Here is a 24,655-nt window from a genome sequence, read left to right as displayed (position 1 = left end):
CAAATTCAGACTGATTAGAGAAGCGAACACGATCATGATGCGCAGCCACTATTGCGGCCAGTTGAACGAGAGCCTGGACGGTCAGGAAATCACCCTTTGCGGCTGGGTGCACCGCCGTCGTGACCATGGTGGCGTGATTTTCCTCGATATCCGCGACCGTGAAGGCCTGGCCCAGGTGGTCTTCGACCCGGATCGTGCCGAAACTTTCGCCAAGGCCGACCGCGTACGCAGCGAGTACGTGGTGAAGATCACCGGTAAGGTGCGTCTGCGTCCCGAAGGCGCGCGCAACGCCAACATGGCGTCCGGCGCCATCGAAGTGCTGGGTTACGAGCTGGAAGTACTGAACGAGGCCGAGACCCCGCCGTTCCCGCTCAACGAATACACCGATGTGGGCGAAGAAACCCGCCTGCGTTACCGCTTCATCGATCTGCGTCGCCCGGAAATGGCCGAGAAGCTCAAGCTGCGTTCGCGCATCACTTCGAGCATCCGCCGCTACCTGGACGAGAACGGCTTCCTCGACGTGGAAACCCCGATCCTGACTCGCGCGACCCCGGAAGGCGCGCGCGACTATCTGGTGCCGAGCCGCACCCACGCCGGTAGCTTCTTCGCCCTGCCGCAGTCGCCGCAGCTGTTCAAGCAGCTGCTGATGGTGGCCGGCTTCGACCGCTACTACCAGATCGCCAAGTGCTTCCGCGACGAAGACCTGCGCGCCGACCGTCAGCCGGAATTCACCCAGATCGACATCGAAACCAGCTTCCTCGATGAAAAAGACATCATGGACATCACCGAGACCATGGTGCGCAACCTGTTCAAGGAAGTGCTGGGTGTCGAGTTCGGTGAGCTGCCGCACATGACCCTGGCCGAGGCCATGCGCCGCTTCGGCTCGGACAAGCCCGACCTGCGTATCCCGATGGAACTGGTGGATGTCGAAGACCAGCTCAAGGACGTCGAATTCAAGGTCTTTGCCGGTCCCGCCAACGATCCGAAGTGCCGCGTCACCGCGCTGCGCGTGCCGGGCGGGGCGAGCATGCCGCGCAAGCAGATCGACGACTACACCAAGTTCGTCGGTATCTACGGCGCCAAGGGCCTGGCCTACATCAAGGTCAACGAGCGCGCCGCGGGTGTTGAGGGTTTGCAGTCGCCGATCGTCAAGAACATCCCGCTGGACAACATCAACGTGATTCTCGACCGCGTCGGTGCGGTCGACGGCGACATCGTGTTCTTCGGTGCCGACAAGGCCAAGATCGTTTCCGAAGCACTGGGCGCCCTGCGTATCAAGCTCGGTCACGATCTGAACATGCTCACCTGCGAGTGGGCGCCGCTGTGGGTGGTCGATTTCCCGATGTTCGAGGAAAACGACGATGGCAGCCTGACGGCCATGCACCATCCGTTCACCGCGCCGAAGTGCACGCCGGCCGAGCTGGAAGCCAATCCGGCGGCCGCGCTTTCGCGCGCATACGACATGGTGCTCAATGGCACCGAGCTGGGCGGCGGTTCCATTCGTATCCACGACAAGGCCATGCAGCAGACCGTGTTCCGCGTGTTGGGTATCAGTGAAGAAGAGCAGCAGGAGAAGTTCGGCTTCCTGCTTGACGCGCTGAAGTACGGCGCGCCGCCCCATGGTGGTCTGGCCTTCGGTCTGGATCGCCTGGTGATGCTGATGACTGGCGCCAGTTCGATCCGCGAAGTCATTGCCTTCCCGAAAACCCAGAGCGCTGCCTGCGTCATGACCCAGGCGCCGGGCGAGGTGGATAACAAGTCGCTGCGCGAGCTGCATATTCGCCTGCGCGAACAGCCCAAGGCTGAGTAAATCGGTACAAGAAGCCTGGATTTCCAGGCTTCTTCGTTATGGGGCCATGCCCCGTTAAACCTGAGTAGAAAGAGACGGAGTGAGTTATGGCTGGTCATTCCAAATGGGCCAACATCAAACACCGCAAAGGGCGCCAGGACGCCAAGCGCGGCAAGATCTTCACCAAGCTGATTCGCGAGCTGACCGTGGCGGCCAAACATGGTGGCCCGGTCCCGGCGGACAATCCGCGCCTGCGTCTGGCGGTGGACAAGGCGCTGACGGCCAACATGTCCCGCGAGGTAATCGACCGCGCCATCGCCCGTGGCGCCGGTAACACCGAAGCCGACAACATGACCGAGCTGAGCTATGAGGGCTACGCGCCCAGTGGCGTGGCGATCATCGTCGAGGCGATGACCGATAACCGTAACCGTACCGCGGCCGAAGTGCGTCATGCCTTCACCAAGTGCGGCGGTAACCTCGGTACTGACGGGTCCGTGGCCTACATGTTCGACCGCAAGGGGCAGATCAGTTTCGCTCCGGGCGTGGATGAAGATGCGCTCATGGAAGCGGCTCTGGAAGCCGGCGCCGACGATGTGGAGATGGGTGAGGACGGCTCGGCGCTGGTCTCGACCAGCTTCGCCGACTTTCTGGCGGTCAACGAGGCGCTCAACGCTGCCGGTTTCAAGGGTGAGGAAGCCGAGGTGGCGATGGTGCCTTCCATCAGTGCGCCGGTTGCCGACCTGGAGACTGCCAAGAAGGTGCTCAAGCTGATCGACATGCTGGAAGACCTGGATGACGTGCAGAACGTCTACCACAACGCCGAGATTCCGGACGAGATCATGGAGCAGCTGGACTGATTGCGTCTGTGCTTCAGAAGCCGGAAGTCGCCTCAGGTGCTTCCGGCTTTTTTATATCGGTGCCACTCCGTATACTCGCGGCTGGATAAATAGACAGTATGCCGGCCTTGACCGGTTATGGAGCGCACGGCGGCATGACCCTGATTCTCGGCATAGACCCCGGCTCGCGCATCACTGGCTATGGCGTGGTGCGTGATACCGGTCGGGGCTGTGAGTATGTCGCCTCGGGTTGCATTCGCACGGGTGAGGGCGCCCTGCCGGAGCGTCTGCAGAAGGTATTTCGTGGCGTCAGCGAGGTGATTCGCCTGCATGGGCCGGTAACCATGGGTATCGAGCAGGTGTTCATGGCCAAGAACGCCGACTCGGCGCTCAAGCTCGGTCAGGCCCGTGGCGCGGCCATCGTCGCCGGCATCGAGGCAGGGCTGGAGGTCAGCGAATACACCGCCAGTCAGGTCAAGCAGGCCATCGCCGGCACCGGCGGCGCCGACAAGCAGCAGGTGATGATGATGGTCATGCACCTGCTCAAGCTGGTGCAGAAGCCTCAAATCGACGCCTCCGATGCCCTGGCCATCGCCCTCTGTCATGCCCACCACCGACAAAGCCTGATTCCCCACGGCCTGCTTGGCGCCAAGCGTCGTAGCGGTCGCCTGCGTTTGTAAGAAAAGGAAACGAAATCGTGATCGGACGCCTGAGAGGCACTTTGGCGGAAAAGCAGCCGCCACACCTGGTTCTCGATGTGAATGGAGTCGGCTATGAGCTGGAGGTGCCGATGACCACCCTCTATCGCCTGCCATCGGTCGGCGAGCCGGTGACCTTGCACACCCACCTGGTGGTGCGCGAGGACGCCCATCTGCTCTATGGCTTCTTCGAGAAGCGCGAGCGCGAACTGTTTCGCGAGCTGATCCGTTTGAATGGCGTCGGGCCCAAGCTGGCGCTGGCGCTGATGTCCGGGCTGGAAGTGGACGAGCTGGTGCGCTGCGTTCAAGCCCAGGACACTTCGACCCTGGTGAAGATTCCGGGCGTCGGCAAGAAAACCGCCGAGCGCCTGCTGGTCGAGCTCAAGGATCGCTTCAAGGCCTGGGAGAGCATGCCGACCATCGCCCCACTGGTGGTGGAACCTCGCGCCGGTGTGGCAGTCTCAAGCGCGGAGAGCGATGCCCTGAGTGCATTGATCGCCCTCGGCTTCAAGCCGCAGGAGGCCAGCAAGGCCGTGGCGGCGATCAAGGAAGACGGGTTGAGCAGCGAAGAAATGATCCGCCGCGCCCTGAAAGGAATGGTGTAAGTCCCGATGATCGAAGCCGACCGCCTGATCACAGCCAGCAGTCGTGACCGCGACGAGCAACTCGATCGTGCCATTCGCCCGCTCAAGCTGGCCGAATACATCGGCCAGCCCGTGGTGCGCGAGCAGATGGAGCTGTTCATCCAGGCCGCCAAGAATCGTCAGGAGGCACTGGATCACACCCTGATCTTCGGCCCGCCGGGCCTGGGCAAGACCACGCTGGCCAATATCATTGCTCAGGAAATGGGCGTCTCGATCAAGAGTACGTCGGGCCCGGTGCTGGAGCGTCCGGGCGATCTGGCCGCACTGCTGACCAACCTGGAAGCCGGCGACGTGCTGTTCGTCGATGAGATCCATCGCCTGTCGCCGGTGGTTGAGGAGGTCCTGTATCCGGCCATGGAGGACTTTCAGCTCGACATCATGATCGGCGAGGGCCCTGCGGCGCGTTCGATCAAGCTTGATCTGCCGCCCTTCACTCTGGTCGGTGCGACCACGCGCGCGGGCATGCTGACCAATCCGCTGCGTGACCGCTTCGGCATCGTCCAGCGCCTGGAGTTCTACTCCAATGCCGATCTGGCGACCATCGTCAGTCGTTCCGCCGCCATTCTCGGGCTGGCCATCGATGCCGAGGGGGCTTTCGAGATCGCCCGCCGCGCCCGTGGCACGCCGCGTATCGCCAACCGTCTGCTGCGCCGGGTGCGCGACTTCGCCGAGGTGCGTGCTGGTGGGCAAATCAGTCGCGCCGTGGCTGATCAGGCGCTGAACATGCTGGATGTGGATGAGCGTGGCTTCGACCACCAGGACAGACGTCTACTGCTGGCCATGATCGACAAGTTCGATGGCGGGCCTGTCGGCATCGATAACCTGGCGGCGGCCATCGGTGAGGAGAGAGGCACCATCGAGGATGTGCTCGAGCCCTATCTGATCCAGCAGGGTTACATCATGCGTACGCCGCGGGGCAGGGTGGTCACTCGACACGCATATTTGCACTTCGGCTTGAATCTGCCCAAGCGCCTGCTCGATACGCCGACCGCCGACTTGTTCGGCGGCAGCGACGAGTAACAAAAAATAGTTGCCGACCCCAATTGGCAACCCATGGAGCTAGCACTAGAGTATGCGCGCACAAAACGAGGCCAAGCCTTTCGTCCTCCGCAGTCGGGTGTATTACGAAGACACCGACGCCGGTGGCATCGTCTACTACGTCAATTACCTCAAGTTTATGGAGCGGGCTCGTACCGAGCGCTTGCGGCACCTGGGTTTCGCCCAGTCGCAGCTGGTCGACGAGAACCTGCTGTTCGTCGTGCATTCCGCCGAGGCGCGCTATCACGCCCCGGCCAAGCTGGACGACGAGATTTCTATCAGTGCCGAGGTGATGGAGTTGAACCGTGCCAGTATTCGCTTCCGTCAACAGGTAAGGCGGGCGACGGATGAGGCGCTGCTCTGCGAGGGGCAGTTTTTGGTGGCCTGCGTACGTGCCGACAATTTGAAACCCCGTGCCATACCCGAGGCGCTGCGTGCGGCCTTCGTCGGTGCGGCTTCCGTTCCAGTAGGAGAGTAAGCGTGGAAGCAGCCAACACCGTTGACCATATGTCGATGTGGAGCCTGATCAGCAACGCCAGTTTCGTGGTGCAACTGGTCATGCTGAGCCTGGTCGCCGCTTCGGTGGTGTCCTGGATCATGATCTTCCAGCGCAGCACCATGCTGCGTGCCGCGAAGAAGTCCCTGGAGGTGTTCGAAGAGCGCTTCTGGTCGGGCATCGACCTGTCCAAGCTCTATCGCCAGGCCGGTAGCAATCCGGACCCCGATTGCGGTGTGGAGCAGATCTTCCGTGCCGGTTTCAAGGAATTCTCCCGCCTGCGTCAGCAGTCCGGTGTCGATCCGGATGCCGTGATGGACGGCGTTGCCCGTGCGATGCGTGTGGCCATTTCTCGCGAGGAAGAAAAGCTGGAAACCGCTCTACCATTTCTTGCCACTGTTGGTTCTACCAGCCCGTACATCGGTCTGTTCGGCACCGTGTGGGGCATCATGAACTCTTTCCGTGGCCTGGGCGCCGTGCAGCAGGCCACCCTGGCGACCGTGGCGCCGGGCATTGCCGAAGCACTCATCGCCACTGCCATTGGCCTGTTCGCCGCAATTCCGGCGGTGATCGCCTACAACCGTTTCTCTGCACAGGGCGAGCGTCTGATTGGTCGCTACTACACCTTCGCCGACGAATTCCAGGCGATCCTGCACCGCAAGGTCCACACCTCGGACGACTGAGATCTAGCCCATGGCCCGAATTCGCAACAGACGCAAACCGGTCGCCGAGATGAACGTCGTGCCCTACATCGACGTCATGCTGGTGCTGCTGGTGATCTTTATGGTGACCGCACCCATGCTCAATCAGGGTGTGAAAGTCGATCTGCCCAAGGTTTCCAGTGAGGTGTTGCCGCAGGATAACGACTCCCGCGTGCTGACCATCTCGATCAAGGCCGACAAGACCTACTATTGGAACATGGGTGAGGAAGTCGACCCGGACCAGGGTAAGGCCAGCGAAACCGCGACTGCACTGCCGCAACTGGTGCAGACGGTTGGCGCGATCCTCAATCAGAACGCCAGTCAGGGCAAGAAGGTGCAGGTCTTCGTGCGTGGTGACAAGGCGGTCGACTACGGCTCCGTGATGGCGGTGATGGGCGGCCTGCAAGAGGCTGGCGTGGCTAACGTCGGGCTGATCACCGAGGCGCCCTGATGCAGCAGCAGAGCACGCGCTCCTCTTCGGAAAGCTACTTCTGGCCAACCATCTGGGCTGTGGCATTGCACGCCCTGATGTTCGCCATGTTGTTCGTCAGCTTCCATTTCGCGCCAGAGCTGCCGCCGAGCAAGCCAATCGTTCAGGCAACGCTTTACCAGCTCAAGTCGCAGAGCCAGGCAACTACCCAGACCAACCAGAAAATCGCCGGCGAAGCCAAGAAAACGGCTGCACGCCAGTTCGAGGTCGAGCAGCTGGAAGCAAAGAAGGAAGAGCAGCAGAAACAACAGGCTGCGGAACAAAAGAAAGCTGAGGCGGCCAAACAGGCCGAGGTAGCGAAAAAACAGGCTGAGGCCAAGAAAGCCGAGGAAGCGAAAAAAGCCGAGCAGAAGAAGCAGGCTGAGATCGCCAAGAAGAAAGCGGAAGAAGAGAAGAAGAAAGCCGCCGAAGAGGCCAAGAAGAAGGCCTACGAGGCGCAGAAGAAAAAAGCCGAGGAAGCCAAGAAGAAGGCTGAAGAGGCGAAGAAGAAAGCGGAAGCCGAGCAGAAGCGCAAAGCTGCCGAAGCGGCGCGCAAGTCGGCGGAAGAGAAGAAGGCGCAGGCCCTGGCCGAGCTACTCTCGGATACCACTGAGCGCCAGCAGGCGTTGGCCGATGAGGTCGGCGATCAGGTGGCAGGTAACTATGATGATCTGATCCGCCAGCTGGTATCGCAGAACTGGAGTCGCCCGCCATCAGCGCGTAACGGGATGAGTGTAGTGGTGCAGATCAACATGTTGCCCGACGGCACCATCACCAACGCAGCCGTATCGCGTTCCAGTGGCGATGGCGCTTTCGACAGTTCGGCGGTCACTGCAGTGCGTAATGTGGGCCGCATACCGGAGATGAGTGGCATGAACCCGAGTGACTTCAATGCCTATCGTTCGTTCAAGATGACCTTTACCCCAGAGGATCTGGATCTGTGATCACTATGTTTCGAGGCCTGCTGCTGACGCTTTGCTGTGTTGCCAGTCTGGCCATGGCCGAAGAGAAGAACATTCTGGTGACCAGTGGTGCCGATCGGGCCATCCCTATCGCGGTGGTGCCGTTTGGCTGGCAGGGCGGCACCGTATTGCCGGAGGATCTGGCCACCATCATCGGTAACGATTTGCGTAACACCGGGATGTACGAGCCGATTCCGAGGCAGAACATGATCAGCCTGCCGACCTCGGCCGCCGAGATCATCTACCGTGATTGGCAGGCCATCGGCGCCCAGTACGTGATGGTCGGCAGCATTGTGCCCAACGGCGCCCGCCTGCAGGCCCAATATGCCCTGTTCAACGTGGCAACTCAGCAGCAGGTAATGGCGGGTACCGTTGGCGGTACCACCGATCAACTGCGTGATATGGCGCACTACGCTGCCGATCAGGCCTTCGAGAAACTCACTGGGGTCAAGGGCGCTTTCTCCACCAAGATGCTCTACGTTACTGCCGAGCGTTTTGGCGTCAACAATACGCGTTACACGCTGCAGCGCTCCGACTATGACGGTGCCCGTGGCGTGACCTTGCTGCAGTCGCGCGAACCGATTCTGTCGCCACGTTATGCGCCAGATGGTCGCCGCATCGCCTATGTGTCCTTCGAGCAGCGTCGCCCGCGCATCTTCATTCAGCATGTCGATACCGGTCGCCGCGAGCAGATCACCAATTTCGAGGGGCTCAACGGTGCGCCGGCCTTCTCGCCGGATGGCAACCGCCTGGCCTTCGTGCTGTCCAAGGACGGTAACCCGGAGATCTACGTGATGGATCTGGGAACTCGTCAACTGCAGCGCGTGACCAACCACTATGCCATCGATACCGAACCGTTCTGGGGCAAGGATGGACAGACTCTGTATTTCACGTCTGACCGCGCCGGCAAGCCGCAGATCTATAAGCAGCGGATCGGTGGCGGAGCCGAACGAGTAACCTTCACCGGCAACTACAACGCCAACCCGAAACTTTCCGCCGACGAGAAGACCCTGGTAATGATTCATCGTCAGGATGGTTTTACCAACTTCAAAGTGGCGGCTCAGGATCTTGTAACCAGTCGTTTACGCATCCTCTCCGAGACCAGTCTGGATGATTCGCCCACTGTTGCGCCAAATGGCACCATGCTAATCTACGCCACCCGCCAGCAGGGCCGGGGAGTCTTGATGCTCGTGTCCACCAATGGGCGCGTTAGGCTCCCAATTCCTACCGCTCAAGGCGATGTCCGAGAGCCTTCGTGGTCCCCATACCTGAACTGATGCGGTATCAGAACCAACACTTTCTTAAACACACCTGGGATCATTAGGAGTCCATCATGGATATGCTTAAATTCGGCAAATTTGCTGCTCTGAGCCTGGCTCTGGCCGTGGCTGTAGGTTGCTCCTCCAAAGGCGGCGACACCTCCGGCGAAGGCGCTGTAGACCCGAACGCTGGCTACAACGCTGGCGGTAGCGGCGTTGACGGTGCTCTGAGCGAAGAAGCCGCTCTGCGCGCCATCACCACCTTCTACTTCGAGTACGACAGCTCCGACCTGAAGCCGGAAGCCATGCGCGCTCTGGACGTACACGCCAAGGACCTGAAAGGCAACGGCGCTCGCGTCGTTCTGGAAGGCCACACCGACGAGCGCGGCACCCGCGAGTACAACATGGCTCTGGGCGAGCGTCGTGCTCAGGCCGTTCAGCGCTACCTGGTACTGCAGGGCGTTTCCCCGGCTCAGCTGGAACTGGTTTCCTATGGCGAAGAGCGTCCGGTTGCTACTGGTAGCGACGAGTCCTCCTGGGCTCAGAACCGCCGCGTAGAACTGCGTAAGTAATTCGCTATGCATAAGTGCCCTCGTATCCTGACCTCTCTGGTATTGGCCCTGCCGCTCGCGGCCTGGGCTGAGGTTCCCGTGGTGGATGGCAGTGCCGGTTACGGCAGTAGCTACCCACCTGCTGGTTACGGTACGAGTGGCGCCTACGCCGGGGGCGGGGCTGTAACCCCGACCTCGGCGCAGGGCGAGCTGTTCATGCAACTGCAGCAGATGCAGCAAGAGATTGCTCAGCTGCGTGGCATGGTTGAAGAGCAGCAAAACGAGATTCAGCGCCTCAAGCAGGAAAGCCTGGCGCGTTACCAGGATCTCGATGGCCGCCTGCAAAGCGGTACTGCCGGTGCTCAGGCACCTGCCCAGAATTCTCAGTCCGGTGCAATCAATGCGGCCGGCACGCCTAGCGCACCGAGCCAGCAGGCTCCGGCGGCGAGCAATGAACCTGCCGATCCGGCGAAGGAAAAGCTGTATTACGACGCTGCCTTCGATCTGATCAAGGCCAAGGACTTCGACAAGGCCAGTCAGGCTTTCGACGGTTTCCTGCGCAAATTCCCGCAAAGCCAGTACGCCGGTAACGCGCAGTACTGGCTGGGCGAAGTCAACCTGGCCAAGGGTGACCTACAGGCTGCAGGGCGTGCCTTTGCCTTGGTCAGCGCCAACTACCCGACCCATGCCAAGGTGCCGGACTCCCTGTTTAAACTGGCTGATGTCGAGCAGCGCATGGGTAATACCGCCAACGCCAAGGGTATTTTGCAGCAGTTGGTTGCCCAGTACCCGGGCACATCGGCCGCTCAGCTGGCGCAGCGCGATTTACAGCGCTTGCAGTAAGAATTCCCGGTCGACCAGAAAGCCCGCGCTCGCCGCGGGCTTTTTCGTTACTATCGCTGGCCTTATTCAACCGCAACGGAGGCGGATGGCCTGTTTCGCCGTCACGCCCGGTGCCTATATGCAAGAAACCCTGCGCATTACCGAGATTTTCTACTCGTTGCAGGGCGAGACGCGTACCAGTGGCCTGCCCACGGTATTCGTTCGCCTGACTGGTTGCCCGCTGCGCTGCCAGTACTGCGACACCGCCTATGCCTTCAGTGGTGGCGAGATCATGACCCTGGAGGCGATCTGTGCCCGGGTCGCCAGTTTCAAGCCGCGTTATGTCTGTGTCACAGGTGGTGAGCCGCTGGCTCAACCGAACTGCATCCCTTTGCTCGCGCGTCTATGCGATGCCGGCTACCGGGTTTCCCTGGAAACCAGTGGTGCGATGGACATTGCACCGACCGACCCGCGCGTCAGTCGCGTGGTCGATCTGAAAACCCCGGGCTCGGCTGAGGTTTCGCGAAATCTGTACAGCAACATCGCTGCGCTTACCGCGAATGATCAGGTCAAATTCGTCATCTGCTCACGTGAAGACTACGACTGGTCGGTCTCCAAGCTGATCGAATATCGTCTCGATGAGCGGGTGGGTGAAGTGCTGTTTTCGCCCAGTCACCAGCAAGTGAGTGCGCGTGAGTTGGCCGAGTGGATAGTTGCCGACAATCTGCCGGTACGCTTCCAGATGCAGTTACACAAAATTCTGTGGAATGACGAGCCAGGGCACTGAGGAGGGTAGTGATATGAGCGACAAGAAAGCCGTGGTGCTGCTCTCGGGTGGCCTTGATTCCGCTACCATCCTGGCGCAGGCCAAGGCCGAGGGCTTTGCCTGTTACAGCATGGGCTTCGACTATGGTCAGCGTCATCGTGCCGAACTGCAGGCTGCCGAGCGAGTGGCACGGCAACTGGGGGTGGTCGAGCACAAGGTGATCGGTCTGAATCTCAACGGCATTGGTGGTTCGGCGTTGACCGACACCTCCATTGCCGTGCCCGAAGCCCCGACCGAGGGTATTCCGGTGACCTATGTGCCGGCGCGCAACACGGTCTTCCTCTCCCTGGCGCTGGGGTGGGCCGAGGTGCTGGGAGCGCGGGACATTTTTATCGGAGTCAATGCGGTGGACTATTCGGGTTATCCGGATTGCCGGCCAGCTTTTATTGAAGCGTTCGAGCGGATGGCCAACCTGGCGACTCGCGAGGGTGTCGAAGGCGATGGCTTCCGTATCCAGGCGCCGTTGCAGAACCTGAGCAAGGCACAGATCGTCGAGGTCGGGCTGCGTCATGGCGTGGATTACAGCCTGACCGTTTCCTGTTACCAGGCTGATGATGAGGGGCGCGCTTGCGGCAAGTGCGACAGCTGCCGCCTGCGCGCCGCCGGTTTTGTCGCGGCGGGCGTGGCTGACCCGACCCGCTACGTTTAATTTTTTCGTAGGGTGTTGATTTCCTGAATTAAATCAGTATTATACGTCCCGCGTTGGGTCGTTAGCTCAGTCGGTAGAGCAGTTGGCTTTTAACCAATTGGTCGTAGGTTCGAATCCTACACGACCCACCAGATCGCAAAGCCAGTCGCAAGACTGGCTTTTTTTTGCCCCGCGAAAAGATGCCGCCAGGTCGGCTCCCCAGCCGGCTGCCGGGGCCTGGGTGTATACTCGCCGCTCGCGTATGAGCGCCCGCAGGTTTGATGATATGACGCAGATTTCCGAACGCCTTCTGGTTCAGGCGCATCTCGATGCCAAGCAGCCGGTGGCACTGACGCCAGAACAGGAAGCCTTCTACCGCAGCGAAATCGCTGCCGAGTTGAAGAAGCAGAACGCCGTGTTGGTGGCCCACTATTATTGTGACCCGGTCATTCAGGCGCTGGCCGAGGAAACCGGTGGTTGCGTATCCGACTCCCTGGAAATGGCCCGCTTCGGCAATCAGCACGAGGCGCAGACCGTGGTGGTCGCTGGCGTCAAGTTCATGGGTGAGACGGCGAAGATTCTCAACCCGGAAAAGCGTGTGCTGATGCCGACGCTGGACGCCACTTGCTCGCTGGACCTGGGATGCCCGGTGGATGAGTTCTCGGCTTTTTGCGACCAGCATCCGGACCGTACCGTGGTGGTTTACGCCAATACCTCGGCGGCAGTGAAGGCGCGTGCTGACTGGGTGGTGACCTCCAGCTGCGCGCTGGAGATCGTCGAGAGCCTGATGGACAACGGCGAGAAGATTCTCTGGGCGCCGGACCAGCATCTGGGGCGCTATATCCAGCGTGAAACCGGTGCCGATATGCTGCTGTGGGACGGGGCTTGCATCGTTCACGAGGAGTTCAAGGCCAAGCAGTTGCAGGACATGAAGGCGCTCTATCCGGATGCCGCCGTGCTGGTCCACCCAGAGTCTCCCGAGGCGGTGATCGAGCTTGCCGATGCAGTGGGTTCCACCAGCCAATTGATCAAGGCTGCGCAAACCCTGCCGAACAAGACCTTCATCGTCGCCACTGACCGCGGCATCTTTTACAAGATGCAGCAGCTGTGCCCGGACAAGGCGTTCATCGAGGCGCCCACGGCGGGTAATGGTGCTGCTTGCCGCAGCTGCGCACATTGCCCCTGGATGGCCATGAACACCCTGCAGCGCACCCTGCAGTGCCTGCGCGAGGGGAGCAACGAGATTCTGGTCGACCCTGCGCTGATTCCGCGGGCAGTGCGACCGCTCAAGCGCATGCTGGATTTCACACAGGCGGCGCGGATGAAGCTGAGCGGCAACGCCTGATTGCCCATGCAAACAAAAAATGCCCGGCCAAGCGCCGGGCTTTTTTCATGGTACGAGTTATTAGCGCATCATCTTGTCGATAGCGTTCTTCTCTTCCTGCAGTTGCTGTTGGCGAGCGTCGATGCGTGAGGCCATTGGGAAGTTGCTGCTGGCGCGGCGCTTGGCTAGGTCGAGTTGTTCCAGGGCCTGGTCGTAGTCGCCAACCAGGGCGAAGAACTCGGCGCGTGCACGGTGCAGGCCGATGATGTTGCCGGTCAGGCCGCGCACTTCGGCAACCTGATACCACACGTCCGGGTCATTGCCACGTTGCTTGAGCAGCTGATCGAGAGCCGCTTCGGCCTGCTGGTTCTGGCCTTGTTTAAGCAGCAGATCGATCCGTGCCTGCTCCAGTGGATAGCTCTCCGGATACAGCTCGCCTAAGCGCTCGATACGGCGCTGTGCGTCGCTGAGGCGTTTGGTGGCGCTGTCCACATCGACCATGGCCAGGTTGTAAGGCAGGTTGTTGGGCGACTTACTCAGCAACTCGTTCAGCTCTTTGCGGGCCTGCTCGTGCTGGCCGCCCTTGATCAGGGCGATCGCCAGGCCATAGCGGGCGGCTTCGAGTGTGGGATCGGTATCGAGCATGGCGCGAAAGCGCTTGGCGGCAATCCCGGGTGTTTCCTCGAAGAGCAACTGGGTGCGCGCACGCATCAGCTGGTAGTTCAGGCTGTTTACGATACCGCCTGCCGGGAATTGCTCGGCGCGGTTGCGCGTATCGGCGATACGCGATTCGGTCACCGGGTGGGTCAGCAGGAACTCCGGTGGGCGCGAATCGTAACGGTACTGGCGCATCAGCAGTTCGAACATGCTCGGCATGGCGCGTGGATCGTAGCCGGCTCTTTCCAGGTTGAGCAGGCCAATGCGGTCGGCTTCCTGTTCGTTCTGTCGAGAGAAGCGCCGCTGTTCCTGAATGGCTGCAGCCTGAGCACCCATCATGGTGGCAATGCCGGCATCGCCTGCGCCGGCCGCCGCCGCGACGATGCCGGCGAGCATGGCCGCCATGACTGGTACCTGCATACGCTGCTGCGCTTCCACGCCGCGGGCGAAGTGGCGCTGGGAAAGGTGAGCCAGTTCGTGGGCCATCACCGAAGCGTACTCGGCTTCGGTTTTGGCATTGAGCAGCAGGCCACCATTGACTCCGACGATGCCGCCGGGGGCGGCAAAGGCGTTGATCTGCGGGCTATTGAGCAGAACGAACTCAAGACGCTTGTCCTGTAGCTCGCTGGTTTCGGCCAGGCGGTAAACACTGGTTTCCACGAAGTCTTTGAGCTGTGGGTCGGACAGCTGATCGACCTGGCCGCGCAGCATGCTGAGCCAGGCCCGGCCGAGGCGGTGCTCCTGCTCGGGTGAAATGATGGAGGAGCTGGCGTCGCCCAATGAGGGCAGATCACTGGCGCCTGCTGGCAGCGTCAGGCAGGCAAGGGCAAGCAGGGTCGGGCGCAGAAAATTCATGCAGAGGCTCTGGCTTGGACAAAGTCGTTACTCTAGCTGGCTCGGTGGGCCGCTGGCCAGGCTTGTGCGGTATCCTTGCCGGCCTTCGAGGAGATGCCCATGACTGATATCCCTGCCTGCGATGCCGAGCTCGACGCCAGCGGCCTGAGCTGTCCGCTACCGCTGCTCAAGGCCAAGTTGGAACTGAATCGTCTGGCCAGCGGCGCGGTGCTCAAGGTGACGGCCACCGATGCTGGCTCGCAACGTGACTTTCGTGCTTTCGCCCGGCTGGCGGGCCATGAACTGTTGCGCGAGGAGGATGAGGGGGGCGTATTCCGCTATTGGCTGAAGAAAGCCTGATCCCATTGACGAAAAAGGCCGCGGTTGCGGCCTTCATTTTATGTGGGTCAGGCTTGGTTGAGGGCTTGTGCGGCTGCCAGTACTTCTTCGACATGACCCGGCACTTTCACGCCGCGCCATTCGTGACGCAGCACGCCCTTGGCATCGATCAGGAAGGTGCTGCGGTCGATGCCCAGGTATTCCTTGCCGTACAGCTTCTTCAGTTTGATTACATCGAACAGCTGACAGAGCGCTTCATCCTTGTCGCTGATCAGCTCGAAGGGAAAGGCCTGCTTGCACTTGAAGTTCTCATGAGACTTCATGCCGTCGCGTGACACCCCGAAGACCTGAGTGTTGGCCGCCTGAAACGCCGGGTAGTGGTCGCGAAAGCCCTGGCCTTCGGTGGTGCAGCCTGGCGTGCTGTCCTTCGGGTAGAAATAGATGACGACCTGCTGGCCCTTGAGGGCGCTCAGGCTCACCTGCTGGCCGCTGGTGGCGGCGGCGCTGAAATCGGCAACCGGTTGGTCAAGGGTTACGGCCATCGTCTGCTCCTTCTATCTATCACGGATTCTGCGGGCGCCAGGGTTCGATCAGGGCGTCCAGGTTGAGGGCATCGGCAAAGTCGAGGAACTGGTCACGCAGCCAGCTGATTTGGGTGCCGGCGGGCAGCGTCACGGTGATGGTGACATTCAGCAGGGTGCCGCCGGTCTGTGGCGCCTGGTAGGTGTCGCAGGTGATGTTTTCCAGCTCGACGCGATGATCGGCGAAGAACTGGCACAGCTCGTTGAGGATGTCCGGGCGATAGGCGCAACTGACATAGGCCACATAAGGCAGGGCGTTGGGGCGCACATCGAGCGCGGCACTGCGGGTCATGTTAACGCTGAAGCTGTGGCGCTTGGCCAGGCTTGGTAGCGCACCTTCCAGGCGGGCCAGGGCGTCCCAGTTGCCGCTGACCTGCAGTGTCAGGGCGCTGTATTCGCCGTGGCGGGTGAGGCGGCTGCTAACCACGCCGCAACGGTTCTCCTGGGTCGCGCGGCAGAGCACGCTGGTCAGCTCCATGGGGTTGGCGCCGAGGGCGCTGATGACGAGGAATTGTTCGCGAACCGAGGGGGTGGACATGCAGCCTTCCTGAAAAGGGAGAGAGGGTGCCCGAGCAGCACCGGATAAAGCCGGAAGGGTAGCGAAAAGCGCCGCTCAGGGGAATGCTGGCAGCCCCGCGGGTTCGCTTGTGCAACACAGGTGGCGCCAGTACCATTACTGCTCTCTTTTTCCGGCAGGAGCGGTTGCATGATTTCGGGCAGCATGGTGGCACTGGTCACGCCCATGGATTCTCAGGGTGGTCTGGACTGGGATGGCCTGCACAAACTGGTGGATTTCCACCTGCAGGAAGGCACCAATGCAATAGTTGCCGTCGGCACCACGGGCGAGTCCGCCACGCTGGATGTGCACGAGCATGTCGAAGTCATTCGTCGCGTGGTCGATCAGGTTGCAGGGCGTATCCCGGTGATCGCCGGTACCGGCGCCAACAGCACCCGTGAAGCCGTCGAGCTGACCCAGAACGCCAAGAGCGTCGGTGCCGATGCCTGCCTGCTGGTGACCCCGTACTACAACAAACCGACCCAGGAAGGCCTCTACCAGCACTTCCGCCATATTGCCGAGGCTGTGGCCATCCCGCAGATTCTCTACAACGTACCGGGCCGTACCGTGTGCGACATGCTGCCAGAGACCGTCGAGCGTCTGTCCAAGATCGCCAACATCATCGGCATCAAGGAAGCCACTGGCGATTTGCAGCGTGCCAAGGACATCCTTGACCGGGTCAGCTCCGACTTCCTGGTCTACTCCGGTGACGACGCGACCGCCGTCGAGCTGATGCTGATGGGCGGCAAGGGCAATATCTCGGTCACCGCCAACGTCGCCCCGCGTGCCATGGCCGAGTTGTGTGCTGCCGCGATTGCCGGTGATGCCGCCACTGCCCGCGCCATCAACGACCGTCTGATGCCGCTGCACAAGAATCTGTTCATCGAATCCAACCCGATTCCGGTGAAGTGGGCCCTGCACGAGATGGGCTTGATGGCCGACGGTATTCGTCTGCCACTGACCTGGCTCAGCCCGCGCTGTCACGAACCGCTGCGTCAGGCCATGCGCCAGACCGGCGTCCTGGCTTAATCGAGGAAGTAATACGCATGAAGCGACTGGCTGGTCTTTCCACCCTTGCCCTGATCATTTCCAGCACCAGCGGCTGCGGCTGGCTCTGGGGTGACGAAGGTTACTTCCGTGATCGTTCTACCGATTACCTCGACGCGCGTCAGACGGCGCCGATGCAGCTGCCGGCCGATGTCGATGCCAAGCGTCTCGATCCACTGCTGCCGGTACCGGCGCATGTCGCGACCAGCACACAGACTCCGCAGGAATTTGAAGTGCCGCGTCCGCAGCCGATGGGCGTGAGTGGTGAAGCCAGCCAGTTCAGCTTGCAGAAGAGCGGCGACTCGCGTTGGCTGGTCGCTCAGCGTGATCCGTCGGCGGTCTGGCCGGTTGCCCGCTCCTACTTCGAGAACAACGGCTTCCGCATCGCTGAAGAGCGCCCGCAAACCGGCGAATTCAATACCGAGTGGCAAACCCCGGCAGAGCTGGCTCCGTCCATGGGGCGCCGTGTCGGTAGCCTGCTGTCCGATGAGGACAACCAGGTCCGCGTGCGTGTCCGTATCGAGCCGGGTGTCGTGCGCGGCACCAGCGAAGTCTTCGTGGCCAGTGTCGAGCGTGATGAGGACAGCACTGCCGATGTCGCCTTCCCGGCGCGTACCGGCATCGCCAGCCTGGAAGCCTCGTTGCTTGATGGCATGCTCGCCGACCTGAGCAGCACCGCCGAGCACGGTTCGGTCTCTCTGCTGGCCGCGCGCAGCTACGACGCCCCCAACCGCGTCAACCTGACCACCGATGGTGCCGGCAACCCGGTGCTCAACCTCAGCACCGATTTTGATCGTGCCTGGTCCAGCGTCGGTCGCGCCCTGGAGTTGGGGGATGTGCGCATCGATGACATTAACCGCAGTCTGGGCGTGTACTACGTCAACATGGCCGAAGGCGCGAAGAAGCCGGAAGAGAAGAAGGGCTTTATCAGCGGTCTGTTCAGCAGCGAGCCGAGCCAGGAAGAGATCGACGCCCGTGCCGAACGTTATCAGGTGCGCCTGACCAGCGGTGCCAATGGCGAAGTCCAGGTCTCGGTGGAGAAGGACATCAACACGGCCGCTCCGGCAGACACGGCGCAACGCGTGCTGACCCTGATCAAGGACAACCTCGGCTGAGTTGAGCGCCGTGCTCGCAGCCAATCGATAGGCGAAACCCGGTGGGTTTCGCCTGTTTCGTTTAAACCAGGCGGAAATTCGACATGACAACTCCCAGCACCCTGAGCCTGAAGAAAATCTATTCGGGCAAAGTCCGTGATCTCTACGAGATCGACGCCAAGCGCATGCTGATGGTCGCCACGGATCGCCTGTCGGCCTTCGACGTGATTCTCAACGAGCCGATTCCGGAGAAGGGCAAGATTCTCACTGCTATCTCCAACTTCTGGTTCGACAAGCTGGGGCACTTGGTCCCCAACCACTTCACTGGTGACAAGGTCGAGGACGTGGTGCCGGCAGCCGAGTTGCCGCTGGTCGAAGGGCGTGCCGTAGTCGCCAAGCGCCTCAAGCCGGTAGCTGTGGAAGCCATCGTGCGTGGCTATATCGTCGGCTCCGGCTGGAAGGAGTACCAGAAGAGCGGCACCGTCTGTGGTATCCAGTTGCCGGCTGGCTTGAAAGAGGCGGCCAAGCTGCCGCAGCCGATCTTCACGCCGTCGACCAAGGCTGCCGTCGGCGACCATGATGAAAACATCAGCTTCGAGCAGTGCGAGGCGATCATCGGCAAGGAACTGGCCGCCAAGGTGCGTGACACCGCTATCGCCCTGTACAGCGCCGCGGTCGAATACGCAGCGACACGCGGCATCATCATTGCCGACACCAAGTTCGAGTTCGGCCTGGATGAAGACGGCACGCTGACCTTGATGGACGAGGCGCTGACCCCGGACTCTAGCCGCTTCTGGCCGGCCGACAGCTACGCCGAAGGCAGCAACCCGCCGAGTTTCGACAAGCAGTTCGTGCGCGACTGGCTGGAGTCGACCGGCTGGAACAAGCAGCCGCCAGCGCCGGCCGTGCCGGCTGACGTCGCCCAGAAGACCGCCGACAAGTACCGCGAGGCGCTCACTCGTCTGACTCAATGAGTGATTGGGTTGTAGAAGGAGGGCGCTGCGGCGCCCTTTTTCATGGGTGCGGCGCAAGCATCTGATCAAACAAGAAAAATTTCTGGACTACGTTTCGCCAACTGGTATCATGCGCACCGCTTTGGGAAGATGCCGGAGTGGTCGAACGGGACGGATTCGAAATCCGTTGTGTCAGCAATGGCACCTAGGGTTCAAATCCCTATCTTCCCGCCATTCATGGAAACCCCTGGAATCACTGGTTCCAGGGGTTTTTTGTTGTCCCGGAAAATTGGCTGACACCGAGTCATTGGTGTTTGTTTCGCTCTTTATCTGCTATTTTTGAGCTGAACAAACATTTAAGAGGCTGCCATGAGTGCCCTCAGCAAACCCGGAGTCGAGGCCGAGGCTGTTCTGCTCAAGGCCCTGCTCAATACCCGTGAACAATTGGGGCTGACCCAGCAGGAGCTGGCTGCCATTGTGGGCGTTAACCGTTCTGCCATCAGTCGCTGGAGCGAGAGTGGCGGGTTGCGGCCACAGAGCAAGACGGGAGAGTTGGCCCTGCTGCTGATTCGTGCCTATCGCGCCCTGTTCGCCTTGTTCGGCGGTAATCTTCAGGACATGCGCCATTTTCTGCGCACCGAGAATCGTCACCTGGCCGGTGTGCCGCTCGAGCAGATGAACCAGGTCCAGGGCCTGGTGCGGGTGGTCGAGTATCTCGATGCCATTCGTGGCAAGGTCTGATGGTCTGGGCGACCTAAGCGAGTTTTGATATGGACATCTGGCAAGCCTGCGCGGGCGTCGAGCAGATCATTCCGTTGCGTGGTCGGCTGGTGCGGTTGGTGGAGAATCAGGAGCAGGTCGCCACCTTGCAGTTGGTGGACACTCTGGAAGAGCAGGCTTTGCTCGAGCAGCTATTGGAAACCAGCAAGCCGCCGCTGCCGCGTAGCGATGAACCGCTGCACTACCTGCTGCATACGCCGTTTCGTTATCCGCCGCTGCGCTGGGGCTCGCGTTTCGGGCGGCGCCATGAGCCGAGTCTGTTCTACGCCGCCTGTCGCCTGGAAACGGCGATGGCGGAAACGGCTTTCTACCGCTTTGTGCTCTGGCAGGGCATGGTCGAGCCGCCACCGAGTGGACGGATTGTCTCAGAGCATTCGTCGTTCGAGGCGCGCTATCAGGTCGAGCATGGTATTCGGCTGCACATGCCGCCTTTTGATCGCTTTCGCGAGGCATTGATGCACCGCAGTGATTACGCCGCCACTCAGGCGCTGGGTAGCGCCATGCGCGAGGCAGGTGTGGAGGCTTTCGAGTATCCATCGGCACGCTGTCCCTTGCTGGGCAGCAACGTGGCGCTGTACGCGCCGAGTGCGTTCAGTGAGCGGCGCCCGCGCAACCAGCAGACCTGGCTGTGCGAGACCACGGCAGGCTATGTGGCGTTCAAGAGCGCCCAGGCGCCGGATATCCCGCGCCTGTTTGCCCTTGATCTCTATCTGGTGGACGGGCGCCTGCCGCAGCCCGCCTGATCAGTGTTGGTGCTCGCTGGCCGGAGCATCCTTTTGCACGGCAACCTCGACCTGCACCTCGCCGGCCTTTTCGAAGCGCAGGGTAAGCGGAAAGCGCTCTCCATCCTGGGCCTGTTTCTGCACGCCGAACAGCATCACGTGGTAGCCCATGGGCACGAACTTCACCTCGCCACCGGCAGGTACATCCACGCCTTGCACCTGCTGCATTTTCATCAGGCCGTCCTTGTGCACGTGCTCGTGGATCTCGGTCTTCTGCGCCTGCGGGCTGCTGGCCGAGATCAGACGGTCGGCCGTATCGCCCTGATTCTGCAGAACGAAGAAGGCGGCGGCGTTGGGCGCGCTCGGCGGCATCGCGCGCGACCAGGGGTGATCGATCTCGATCTGGCCGGCTTGGTAGTCGTGAGCCTGGGCCAGCAGCGGCGAGACCAGCAGGCCGGCCAACAGCAGAAGCTTGTGCGCTTTCATGGTGTTTCTCCTTGTGGGGCAGTGAATGAGGTGGCAGGCGCACGGCGCGGTCGCCGGGCGTACAGCCAGAGGCCGCTGAGGGCCAAGACTACCAGCGCCAGGGCGGCCAGGCTCAGGGCCAGGTCCTTGACGGGCTTGCTCAGATGGCCGAGCAGCTCCCATTTGTGCAGGTAGGCGAAGGTAGCGCCTTCACTGCGGTCGGCATCGTCGACACGGGCGGCGAGGGCACCATCCAGTGGGTCGATATACAGCGCGGTGTTGCCATTATCGGCATAACTGGCCTTGAACACCGGCAGGCGCTTGAAGATGAAGCCGTAGTCGTGGTCGAAGCCGGTCTGCAGGCTGACTTGCAGCGGTTCGCCGAGCCCAGCCTGTGTCGCGTAGTGAGCAAGGCGTTGCAGCAGATAGCGCTGGGCGGCAGCCTCATCCAGCGCCTGGCCGCTGGCGCTACGGTAGTGCAGGCCGCTGTCTGTTTGCAGGCGCCAGGCGGGCTCGCCATCCAGTTCGACCAGACTCAGCTGCCGCAGCCTGCTGCCTGCGGGGAGCCAGCCTGCGTCGGGGGCGGCGATCAGGCTGGCGCTGGCCAGTTGCGCGGTGAATGCCTGCAACGCAGCCGGAGCCGTCTGCTTGTGCAGCAGGTGCCAGGTGCCGCTGAAGAGGAAGCCGAAGGCGGCGACGGCCAGCAGCAGGCCGCCCCAGCCATGCGCGCGGCGCAGACGGGTGGGTGCGCGTCGCCTGGCCAGGAACAGGGCGATACCCAGTGCCAGGGTGAGGGCTACGCAGACCAGCAACAGCAGCATCAAGGCGATGCGCCAGCCCTCCAGGGGTTGCAGCCAGGCGAAGTTGTGCAGTTGCTGGAACAGTAGGCTGAACCAGGCTTTGCGGTCGTCCACCAGGCTGCCGAGGCGATCCTGATAGAGATCGACATACAGCCTCAGGCCATCCTCGCGCGCGCTATCGACCCGCGCTGCCGGCAGCAGGTGGTTGATGAACACATACTCGCTGTCGAAGCCTGTCAGACTACCGCTGTAGCGCAGGGGCTCCTGGCTGCTCAGATAATGAGCGGCTAGAGCCTGTGCATGACGGGCGATAAGGTCGGTGGGCGTTCCGCTGCGAGCATGCCAGTAGCGTGGCTCGGCCTGGCCGGGTAGGCGCGCCTGGTAATAGGGCTCGCCATCCACCAGCAGCAGGCGCAGGCCTGCCACCGTGGCGATGCCCGCGTCGGCCAGCACCTGCGCCGGTGCCCGCAACTGCTCCAGCGGCAATGCCGGGCGTGGCGCCATGACCTGCGCCGGACGTGGCTGCAGTGCGCTCATCAGAGGGTGCAGCATGCCGCTGACGGCCCAGGTGAAGATGCCGACGCAGGCCAGCAGTGCCAGGCGTCGGTGCCACGGCATCAGCCGCAGCAGTCGCTGACGCCAGCTCACATCCGCCACTCCAGGCCGACATACAGGCTGCGGCCATCGCCGGGCAGGAACAGTGCAGCATCCTGGCCGTTGGCGTTGGCCACTACGCCGGTGGTGGCGATGTAGCGCTTGTCCGCGAGGTTGCGCCCCTCGACGAAGAAGCCCAGGCCCTCGCCTGGCCGGTAACCGCCCTTCAGGCCCCAGATGGCGTAGCCTTCGGCGTACAGGCTTTCGGCATGGTCCACCGCGTAGTGGGTTGGCACCCATTCCAGCGTCGGGCCGGCGTACCAGCCGGCGCGCTGCCACAGCGCTTCGCCCTTGAGGAACTGACGCGGCACGCCGGCGATGCGGTTGTCGCCGTAGGTTTCGTCATTGTCGAAGCGGAAATCGTTGAACAGGTACTGACCGCGCAGCACGAAGTCGCCCAGGGTCCAGGCCGCGCCGAGCTCGATGCCTTGGTGGATGGTGCGGTCGGCGTTGGTGGTGATCACGTTGCTGGGGCGAGTCGGGTCGGTGTAACCAATCAGCTCGTCGCGGATCTCGCTGCGGTAGACCGCCAGGTCGATATCCAGGTGGTCGCGATTCCAGCGCAGACCGGCTTCCAGGGTGTTGGCCTTCTGTGCGTCGTTCTCGCTGACGATGGCGCCGCCGGACAGCTCGCTGAAGGTCGGCGGCTCGAAGCTCTGGCTGAAGTTGGTGAACAGTTGCAGCTCGTCGCTCAGGTCATGGCGCAGGCCGATGCGCTCGCTGCGGCCGATGTAGGTCTTGTTGAAGGATTCGTCCTGCGGCAGGCAGAAACCGGTGACGAAGGCGTTGCAGCGCAAGCGGTCGTCCACATCGCGCTCCTGGTGCTGCCAGGCCGCACCGGTGATCAGCGCCCAACGCTCGGTTAGCGGGATTTCCAGCTCGCCGAACAGGTTGAGGTTGCGCGCGGTCTGGTGCAGCTCATTGAGCTTGTTGCCGCGGTGTCCGCCCAGGTTGGCGTAGTGCGAGTCCCAGGCGCGGCCGTGGCTGCTGTCCAGGCCACCCTGCCAACGCCAGCCGGTGTCGCTCTGCCACTTGTGGGTCAGGCGCAGGCCGTAGTCTTCGTAGTCCACGTCCAGTACCTGGAAGATGGGGTGAAACAGCGACTTCTCGCTGTAGTAGGTGGCCAGTTCGAGGCTATGGCCACCGTCCAGTTCCAGCACGCTGATATTGCCCAGGCGGTTGAGGGTGAAATCGCGCTGCTGGTCCTGGGCCAGGGAGGTAGCCTGCTCCGGATTGTCGCGTAGCTGGGCCTTGGTCAGGTTGCCCGGCAGGTCCGAATCGGTTTCCACATGGGTCAGGTAGAAGCGTGTGGACAGGCGCTCGTTGATGCGCCCGCCGAGGTTGGCGAAGTAACGCTGGTTGTCCTGGTGGGCGTGGTCGCGAAAGCCGTCCTGGGCATAGTCGTTGAGGCTGATGAAGGCGTCCCAGGCGCCGAAGTCTTGGGCGAAGGCGGCGTATAGGCGCTGGTAGTCGAAGCTGCCGCCTTCCATGCGCAGGGTGACTGGCGGTGCGCTCTTGCCGGTGGGGCTGACGAAGTTGATCGCGCCCCCCAGGTTGGCCGCGCCGTAACGCCAGGCGTTGGCACCACGCAGCACTTCGATATGGTCGGTGGCCAACGGCTCGATGCTCTGGAAGTCAAAGCTGCCATCGGGCGAGTTGATCGGTGCGCCATCCTGCATCAGCAGCAGACCGCGGCCATGGAAGGTGCGTTGCAGGCCCGAGCCGCGAATCGACAGGCGTGCCTCCTCGGCGCCGAAGCGTGGCTGGATGAACACGCCGGTGGCCAGGCCGAGGGCGTCCTGCAGATTGCTGGCGCGGCCATTCTTATAGCGTTCGGCATCCACCACCTCGGCGCCGCCGGGAATGTGGGCGAACTCGGCCTGTTTCTCGGCCAGGCTGGGGGCTGTGGGGTCACTGGCCTGACGGCCTTCGATATGGGTGCTGTCCAGTTCCAGGCTGTGCGCGGCGCTGGTCTGCTGGGCGAAGCCCAGGCTCAGGGCGAGCAGGGTGGGCACGAAGAGAGGGCGCAGGAGTACGTCTGTGGTTCTTGTCATGGTTCCGATCCGGTACGGCGAGGCACGGCAAGCGTGCCGTTGCACTCGTGAATGGCAGAGATGAATTACCAGTGGC

General features: G+C 61.9%; 27 protein-coding genes and 2 tRNA genes. 23 read left to right on the top strand and 6 right to left on the bottom strand.

Annotation, left to right across the window (positions count from 1 at the left end):
* Positions 1-34: 34 nt before the first annotated feature.
* The 16 genes from aspS (at position 35) to nadA (ending at position 13,064) form a co-directional block, all read left to right on the top strand.
* Positions 35-1,810 (top strand): aspartate--tRNA ligase, encoded by a 1,776-nt coding sequence (aspS, locus tag ACF8C6_RS03300; RefSeq protein ID WP_392497990.1) that lies wholly within the window; start codon positions 35-37, stop codon positions 1,808-1,810.
* Between the two features lie 86 nt (positions 1,811-1,896).
* A complete protein-coding gene (locus tag ACF8C6_RS03295; RefSeq protein WP_392497989.1) occupies positions 1,897-2,646 on the top strand; it encodes a YebC/PmpR family DNA-binding transcriptional regulator in 750 nt (249 codons plus the stop codon).
* A 134-nt stretch (positions 2,647-2,780) separates the two neighbouring features.
* Positions 2,781-3,305 carry a crossover junction endodeoxyribonuclease RuvC gene (ruvC, locus tag ACF8C6_RS03290; protein ID WP_277688706.1) on the top strand — a complete coding sequence of 175 codons (525 nt, stop codon included), beginning with the start codon at positions 2,781-2,783 and terminating at the stop codon, positions 3,303-3,305.
* Positions 3,306-3,322: 17 nt separating this feature from the next.
* Complete coding sequence (ruvA, locus tag ACF8C6_RS03285; RefSeq protein WP_392497988.1) at positions 3,323-3,928, top strand: Holliday junction branch migration protein RuvA; 606 nt, start codon at positions 3,323-3,325, stop codon at positions 3,926-3,928.
* 6 nt (positions 3,929-3,934) lie between these two features.
* Positions 3,935-4,987: a Holliday junction branch migration DNA helicase RuvB gene (gene ruvB / locus ACF8C6_RS03280; protein ID WP_392497987.1), complete on the top strand. Its 1,053-nt coding sequence runs from the start codon at positions 3,935-3,937 to the stop codon at positions 4,985-4,987.
* 52 nt (positions 4,988-5,039) lie between these two features.
* Positions 5,040-5,483 (top strand): tol-pal system-associated acyl-CoA thioesterase, encoded by a 444-nt coding sequence (ybgC, locus tag ACF8C6_RS03275; protein ID WP_392497986.1) that lies wholly within the window; start codon positions 5,040-5,042, stop codon positions 5,481-5,483.
* Between the two features lie 29 nt (positions 5,484-5,512).
* On the top strand, positions 5,513-6,184 hold the full coding sequence (gene tolQ / locus ACF8C6_RS03270; protein ID WP_392498172.1) for a protein TolQ: 672 nt from the start codon (positions 5,513-5,515) through the stop codon (positions 6,182-6,184).
* A gap of 10 nt (positions 6,185-6,194) precedes the next feature.
* Positions 6,195-6,653 carry a protein TolR gene (tolR, locus tag ACF8C6_RS03265; RefSeq protein WP_277688709.1) on the top strand — a complete coding sequence of 153 codons (459 nt, stop codon included), beginning with the start codon at positions 6,195-6,197 and terminating at the stop codon, positions 6,651-6,653.
* Entirely contained in the window at positions 6,653-7,615 is a 963-nt protein-coding gene (tolA, locus tag ACF8C6_RS03260) for a cell envelope integrity protein TolA (RefSeq protein ID WP_392497985.1), read from the top strand. Before tolR ends, tolA begins: the two co-directional genes overlap by 1 nt.
* Before the next feature lie 53 nt (positions 7,616-7,668).
* Positions 7,669-8,910 (top strand): Tol-Pal system beta propeller repeat protein TolB, encoded by a 1,242-nt coding sequence (gene tolB / locus ACF8C6_RS03255; protein ID WP_392498171.1) that lies wholly within the window; start codon positions 7,669-7,671, stop codon positions 8,908-8,910.
* A gap of 56 nt (positions 8,911-8,966) precedes the next feature.
* Positions 8,967-9,464, top strand: a complete 498-nt coding sequence (gene pal / locus ACF8C6_RS03250; RefSeq protein ID WP_277688711.1) for a peptidoglycan-associated lipoprotein Pal — start codon at positions 8,967-8,969, stop codon at positions 9,462-9,464.
* Between the two features lie 6 nt (positions 9,465-9,470).
* Positions 9,471-10,286: a tol-pal system protein YbgF gene (ybgF, locus tag ACF8C6_RS03245; protein ID WP_277688712.1), complete on the top strand. Its 816-nt coding sequence runs from the start codon at positions 9,471-9,473 to the stop codon at positions 10,284-10,286.
* 118 nt (positions 10,287-10,404) lie between these two features.
* Positions 10,405-11,052, top strand: a complete 648-nt coding sequence (queE, locus tag ACF8C6_RS03240) for a 7-carboxy-7-deazaguanine synthase QueE (RefSeq protein WP_392498170.1) — start codon at positions 10,405-10,407, stop codon at positions 11,050-11,052.
* Between the two features lie 13 nt (positions 11,053-11,065).
* Positions 11,066-11,740: a 7-cyano-7-deazaguanine synthase QueC gene (queC, locus tag ACF8C6_RS03235; protein ID WP_392497984.1), complete on the top strand. Its 675-nt coding sequence runs from the start codon at positions 11,066-11,068 to the stop codon at positions 11,738-11,740.
* 55 nt (positions 11,741-11,795) lie between these two features.
* Positions 11,796-11,871 (top strand) — tRNA-Lys (locus tag ACF8C6_RS03230).
* A gap of 134 nt (positions 11,872-12,005) precedes the next feature.
* Positions 12,006-13,064: a quinolinate synthase NadA gene (gene nadA / locus ACF8C6_RS03225; RefSeq protein ID WP_277688714.1), complete on the top strand. Its 1,059-nt coding sequence runs from the start codon at positions 12,006-12,008 to the stop codon at positions 13,062-13,064.
* Positions 13,065-13,124: 60 nt separating this feature from the next.
* On the opposite strand, the gene ACF8C6_RS03220 is transcribed toward nadA, so the two are convergent.
* A complete protein-coding gene (locus ACF8C6_RS03220; RefSeq protein ID WP_392497983.1) occupies positions 13,125-14,555 on the bottom strand; it encodes a M48 family metalloprotease in 1,431 nt (476 codons plus the stop codon).
* Positions 14,556-14,654: 99 nt separating this feature from the next.
* On the opposite strand from ACF8C6_RS03220, the gene ACF8C6_RS03215 reads away from it, so the two are divergent.
* On the top strand, positions 14,655-14,894 hold the full coding sequence (locus ACF8C6_RS03215) for a sulfurtransferase TusA family protein (protein ID WP_392497982.1): 240 nt from the start codon (positions 14,655-14,657) through the stop codon (positions 14,892-14,894).
* Positions 14,895-14,941: 47 nt separating this feature from the next.
* Here ACF8C6_RS03215 and ACF8C6_RS03210 read toward each other — a convergent pair whose 3' ends face one another.
* Both ACF8C6_RS03210 and ACF8C6_RS03205 read right to left on the bottom strand, forming a co-directional pair.
* A complete protein-coding gene (locus ACF8C6_RS03210) occupies positions 14,942-15,415 on the bottom strand; it encodes a peroxiredoxin (protein ID WP_392497981.1) in 474 nt (157 codons plus the stop codon).
* A 19-nt stretch (positions 15,416-15,434) separates the two neighbouring features.
* Positions 15,435-15,992, bottom strand: a complete 558-nt coding sequence (locus ACF8C6_RS03205; RefSeq protein ID WP_392497980.1) for a glycine cleavage system protein R — start codon at positions 15,990-15,992, stop codon at positions 15,435-15,437.
* A gap of 168 nt (positions 15,993-16,160) precedes the next feature.
* On the opposite strand from ACF8C6_RS03205, the gene dapA reads away from it, so the two are divergent.
* The 6 genes from dapA (at position 16,161) to ACF8C6_RS03175 (ending at position 20,627) form a co-directional block, all read left to right on the top strand.
* On the top strand, positions 16,161-17,039 hold the full coding sequence (gene dapA / locus ACF8C6_RS03200; RefSeq protein ID WP_392497979.1) for a 4-hydroxy-tetrahydrodipicolinate synthase: 879 nt from the start codon (positions 16,161-16,163) through the stop codon (positions 17,037-17,039).
* A 17-nt stretch (positions 17,040-17,056) separates the two neighbouring features.
* Complete coding sequence (bamC, locus tag ACF8C6_RS03195) at positions 17,057-18,172, top strand: outer membrane protein assembly factor BamC (protein WP_392497978.1); 1,116 nt, start codon at positions 17,057-17,059, stop codon at positions 18,170-18,172.
* An 83-nt stretch (positions 18,173-18,255) separates the two neighbouring features.
* Positions 18,256-19,125 carry a phosphoribosylaminoimidazolesuccinocarboxamide synthase gene (locus ACF8C6_RS03190; protein ID WP_277688721.1) on the top strand — a complete coding sequence of 290 codons (870 nt, stop codon included), beginning with the start codon at positions 18,256-18,258 and terminating at the stop codon, positions 19,123-19,125.
* Between the two features lie 123 nt (positions 19,126-19,248).
* Positions 19,249-19,338 (top strand) — tRNA-Ser (locus tag ACF8C6_RS03185).
* 135 nt (positions 19,339-19,473) lie between these two features.
* The gene (locus ACF8C6_RS03180; protein WP_392497977.1) at positions 19,474-19,845 is read left to right on the top strand and encodes an antitoxin Xre/MbcA/ParS toxin-binding domain-containing protein; all 372 of its coding nucleotides are present in this window, start codon (positions 19,474-19,476) and stop codon (positions 19,843-19,845) included.
* A gap of 29 nt (positions 19,846-19,874) precedes the next feature.
* Positions 19,875-20,627, top strand: coding sequence for an RES family NAD+ phosphorylase (locus ACF8C6_RS03175; RefSeq protein WP_392497976.1), 753 nt, complete (start codon positions 19,875-19,877; stop codon positions 20,625-20,627).
* Here ACF8C6_RS03175 and ACF8C6_RS03170 read toward each other — a convergent pair whose 3' ends face one another.
* From ACF8C6_RS03170 to ACF8C6_RS03160, 3 genes are read right to left on the bottom strand one after another with little or no spacing between them, the layout of a single operon-like run.
* Positions 20,628-21,092 (bottom strand): copper chaperone PCu(A)C, encoded by a 465-nt coding sequence (locus ACF8C6_RS03170; RefSeq protein ID WP_392497975.1) that lies wholly within the window; start codon positions 21,090-21,092, stop codon positions 20,628-20,630.
* Positions 21,089-22,519 carry a PepSY domain-containing protein gene (locus ACF8C6_RS03165; protein WP_392497974.1) on the bottom strand — a complete coding sequence of 477 codons (1,431 nt, stop codon included), beginning with the start codon at positions 22,517-22,519 and terminating at the stop codon, positions 21,089-21,091. Before ACF8C6_RS03165 ends, ACF8C6_RS03170 begins: the two co-directional genes overlap by 4 nt.
* Complete coding sequence (locus ACF8C6_RS03160; protein ID WP_392497973.1) at positions 22,516-24,579, bottom strand: TonB-dependent receptor family protein; 2,064 nt, start codon at positions 24,577-24,579, stop codon at positions 22,516-22,518. Before ACF8C6_RS03160 ends, ACF8C6_RS03165 begins: the two co-directional genes overlap by 4 nt.
* Positions 24,580-24,655 lie beyond the last annotated feature (76 nt).

Origin of the sequence: Pseudomonas sp. zbq_18 (genome assembly GCF_043102245.1) — a bacterium.
In the GTDB taxonomy this organism is placed as follows: domain Bacteria; phylum Pseudomonadota; class Gammaproteobacteria; order Pseudomonadales; family Pseudomonadaceae; genus Aquipseudomonas.
This window is presented reverse-complemented; position numbering and strand designations above follow the sequence as displayed.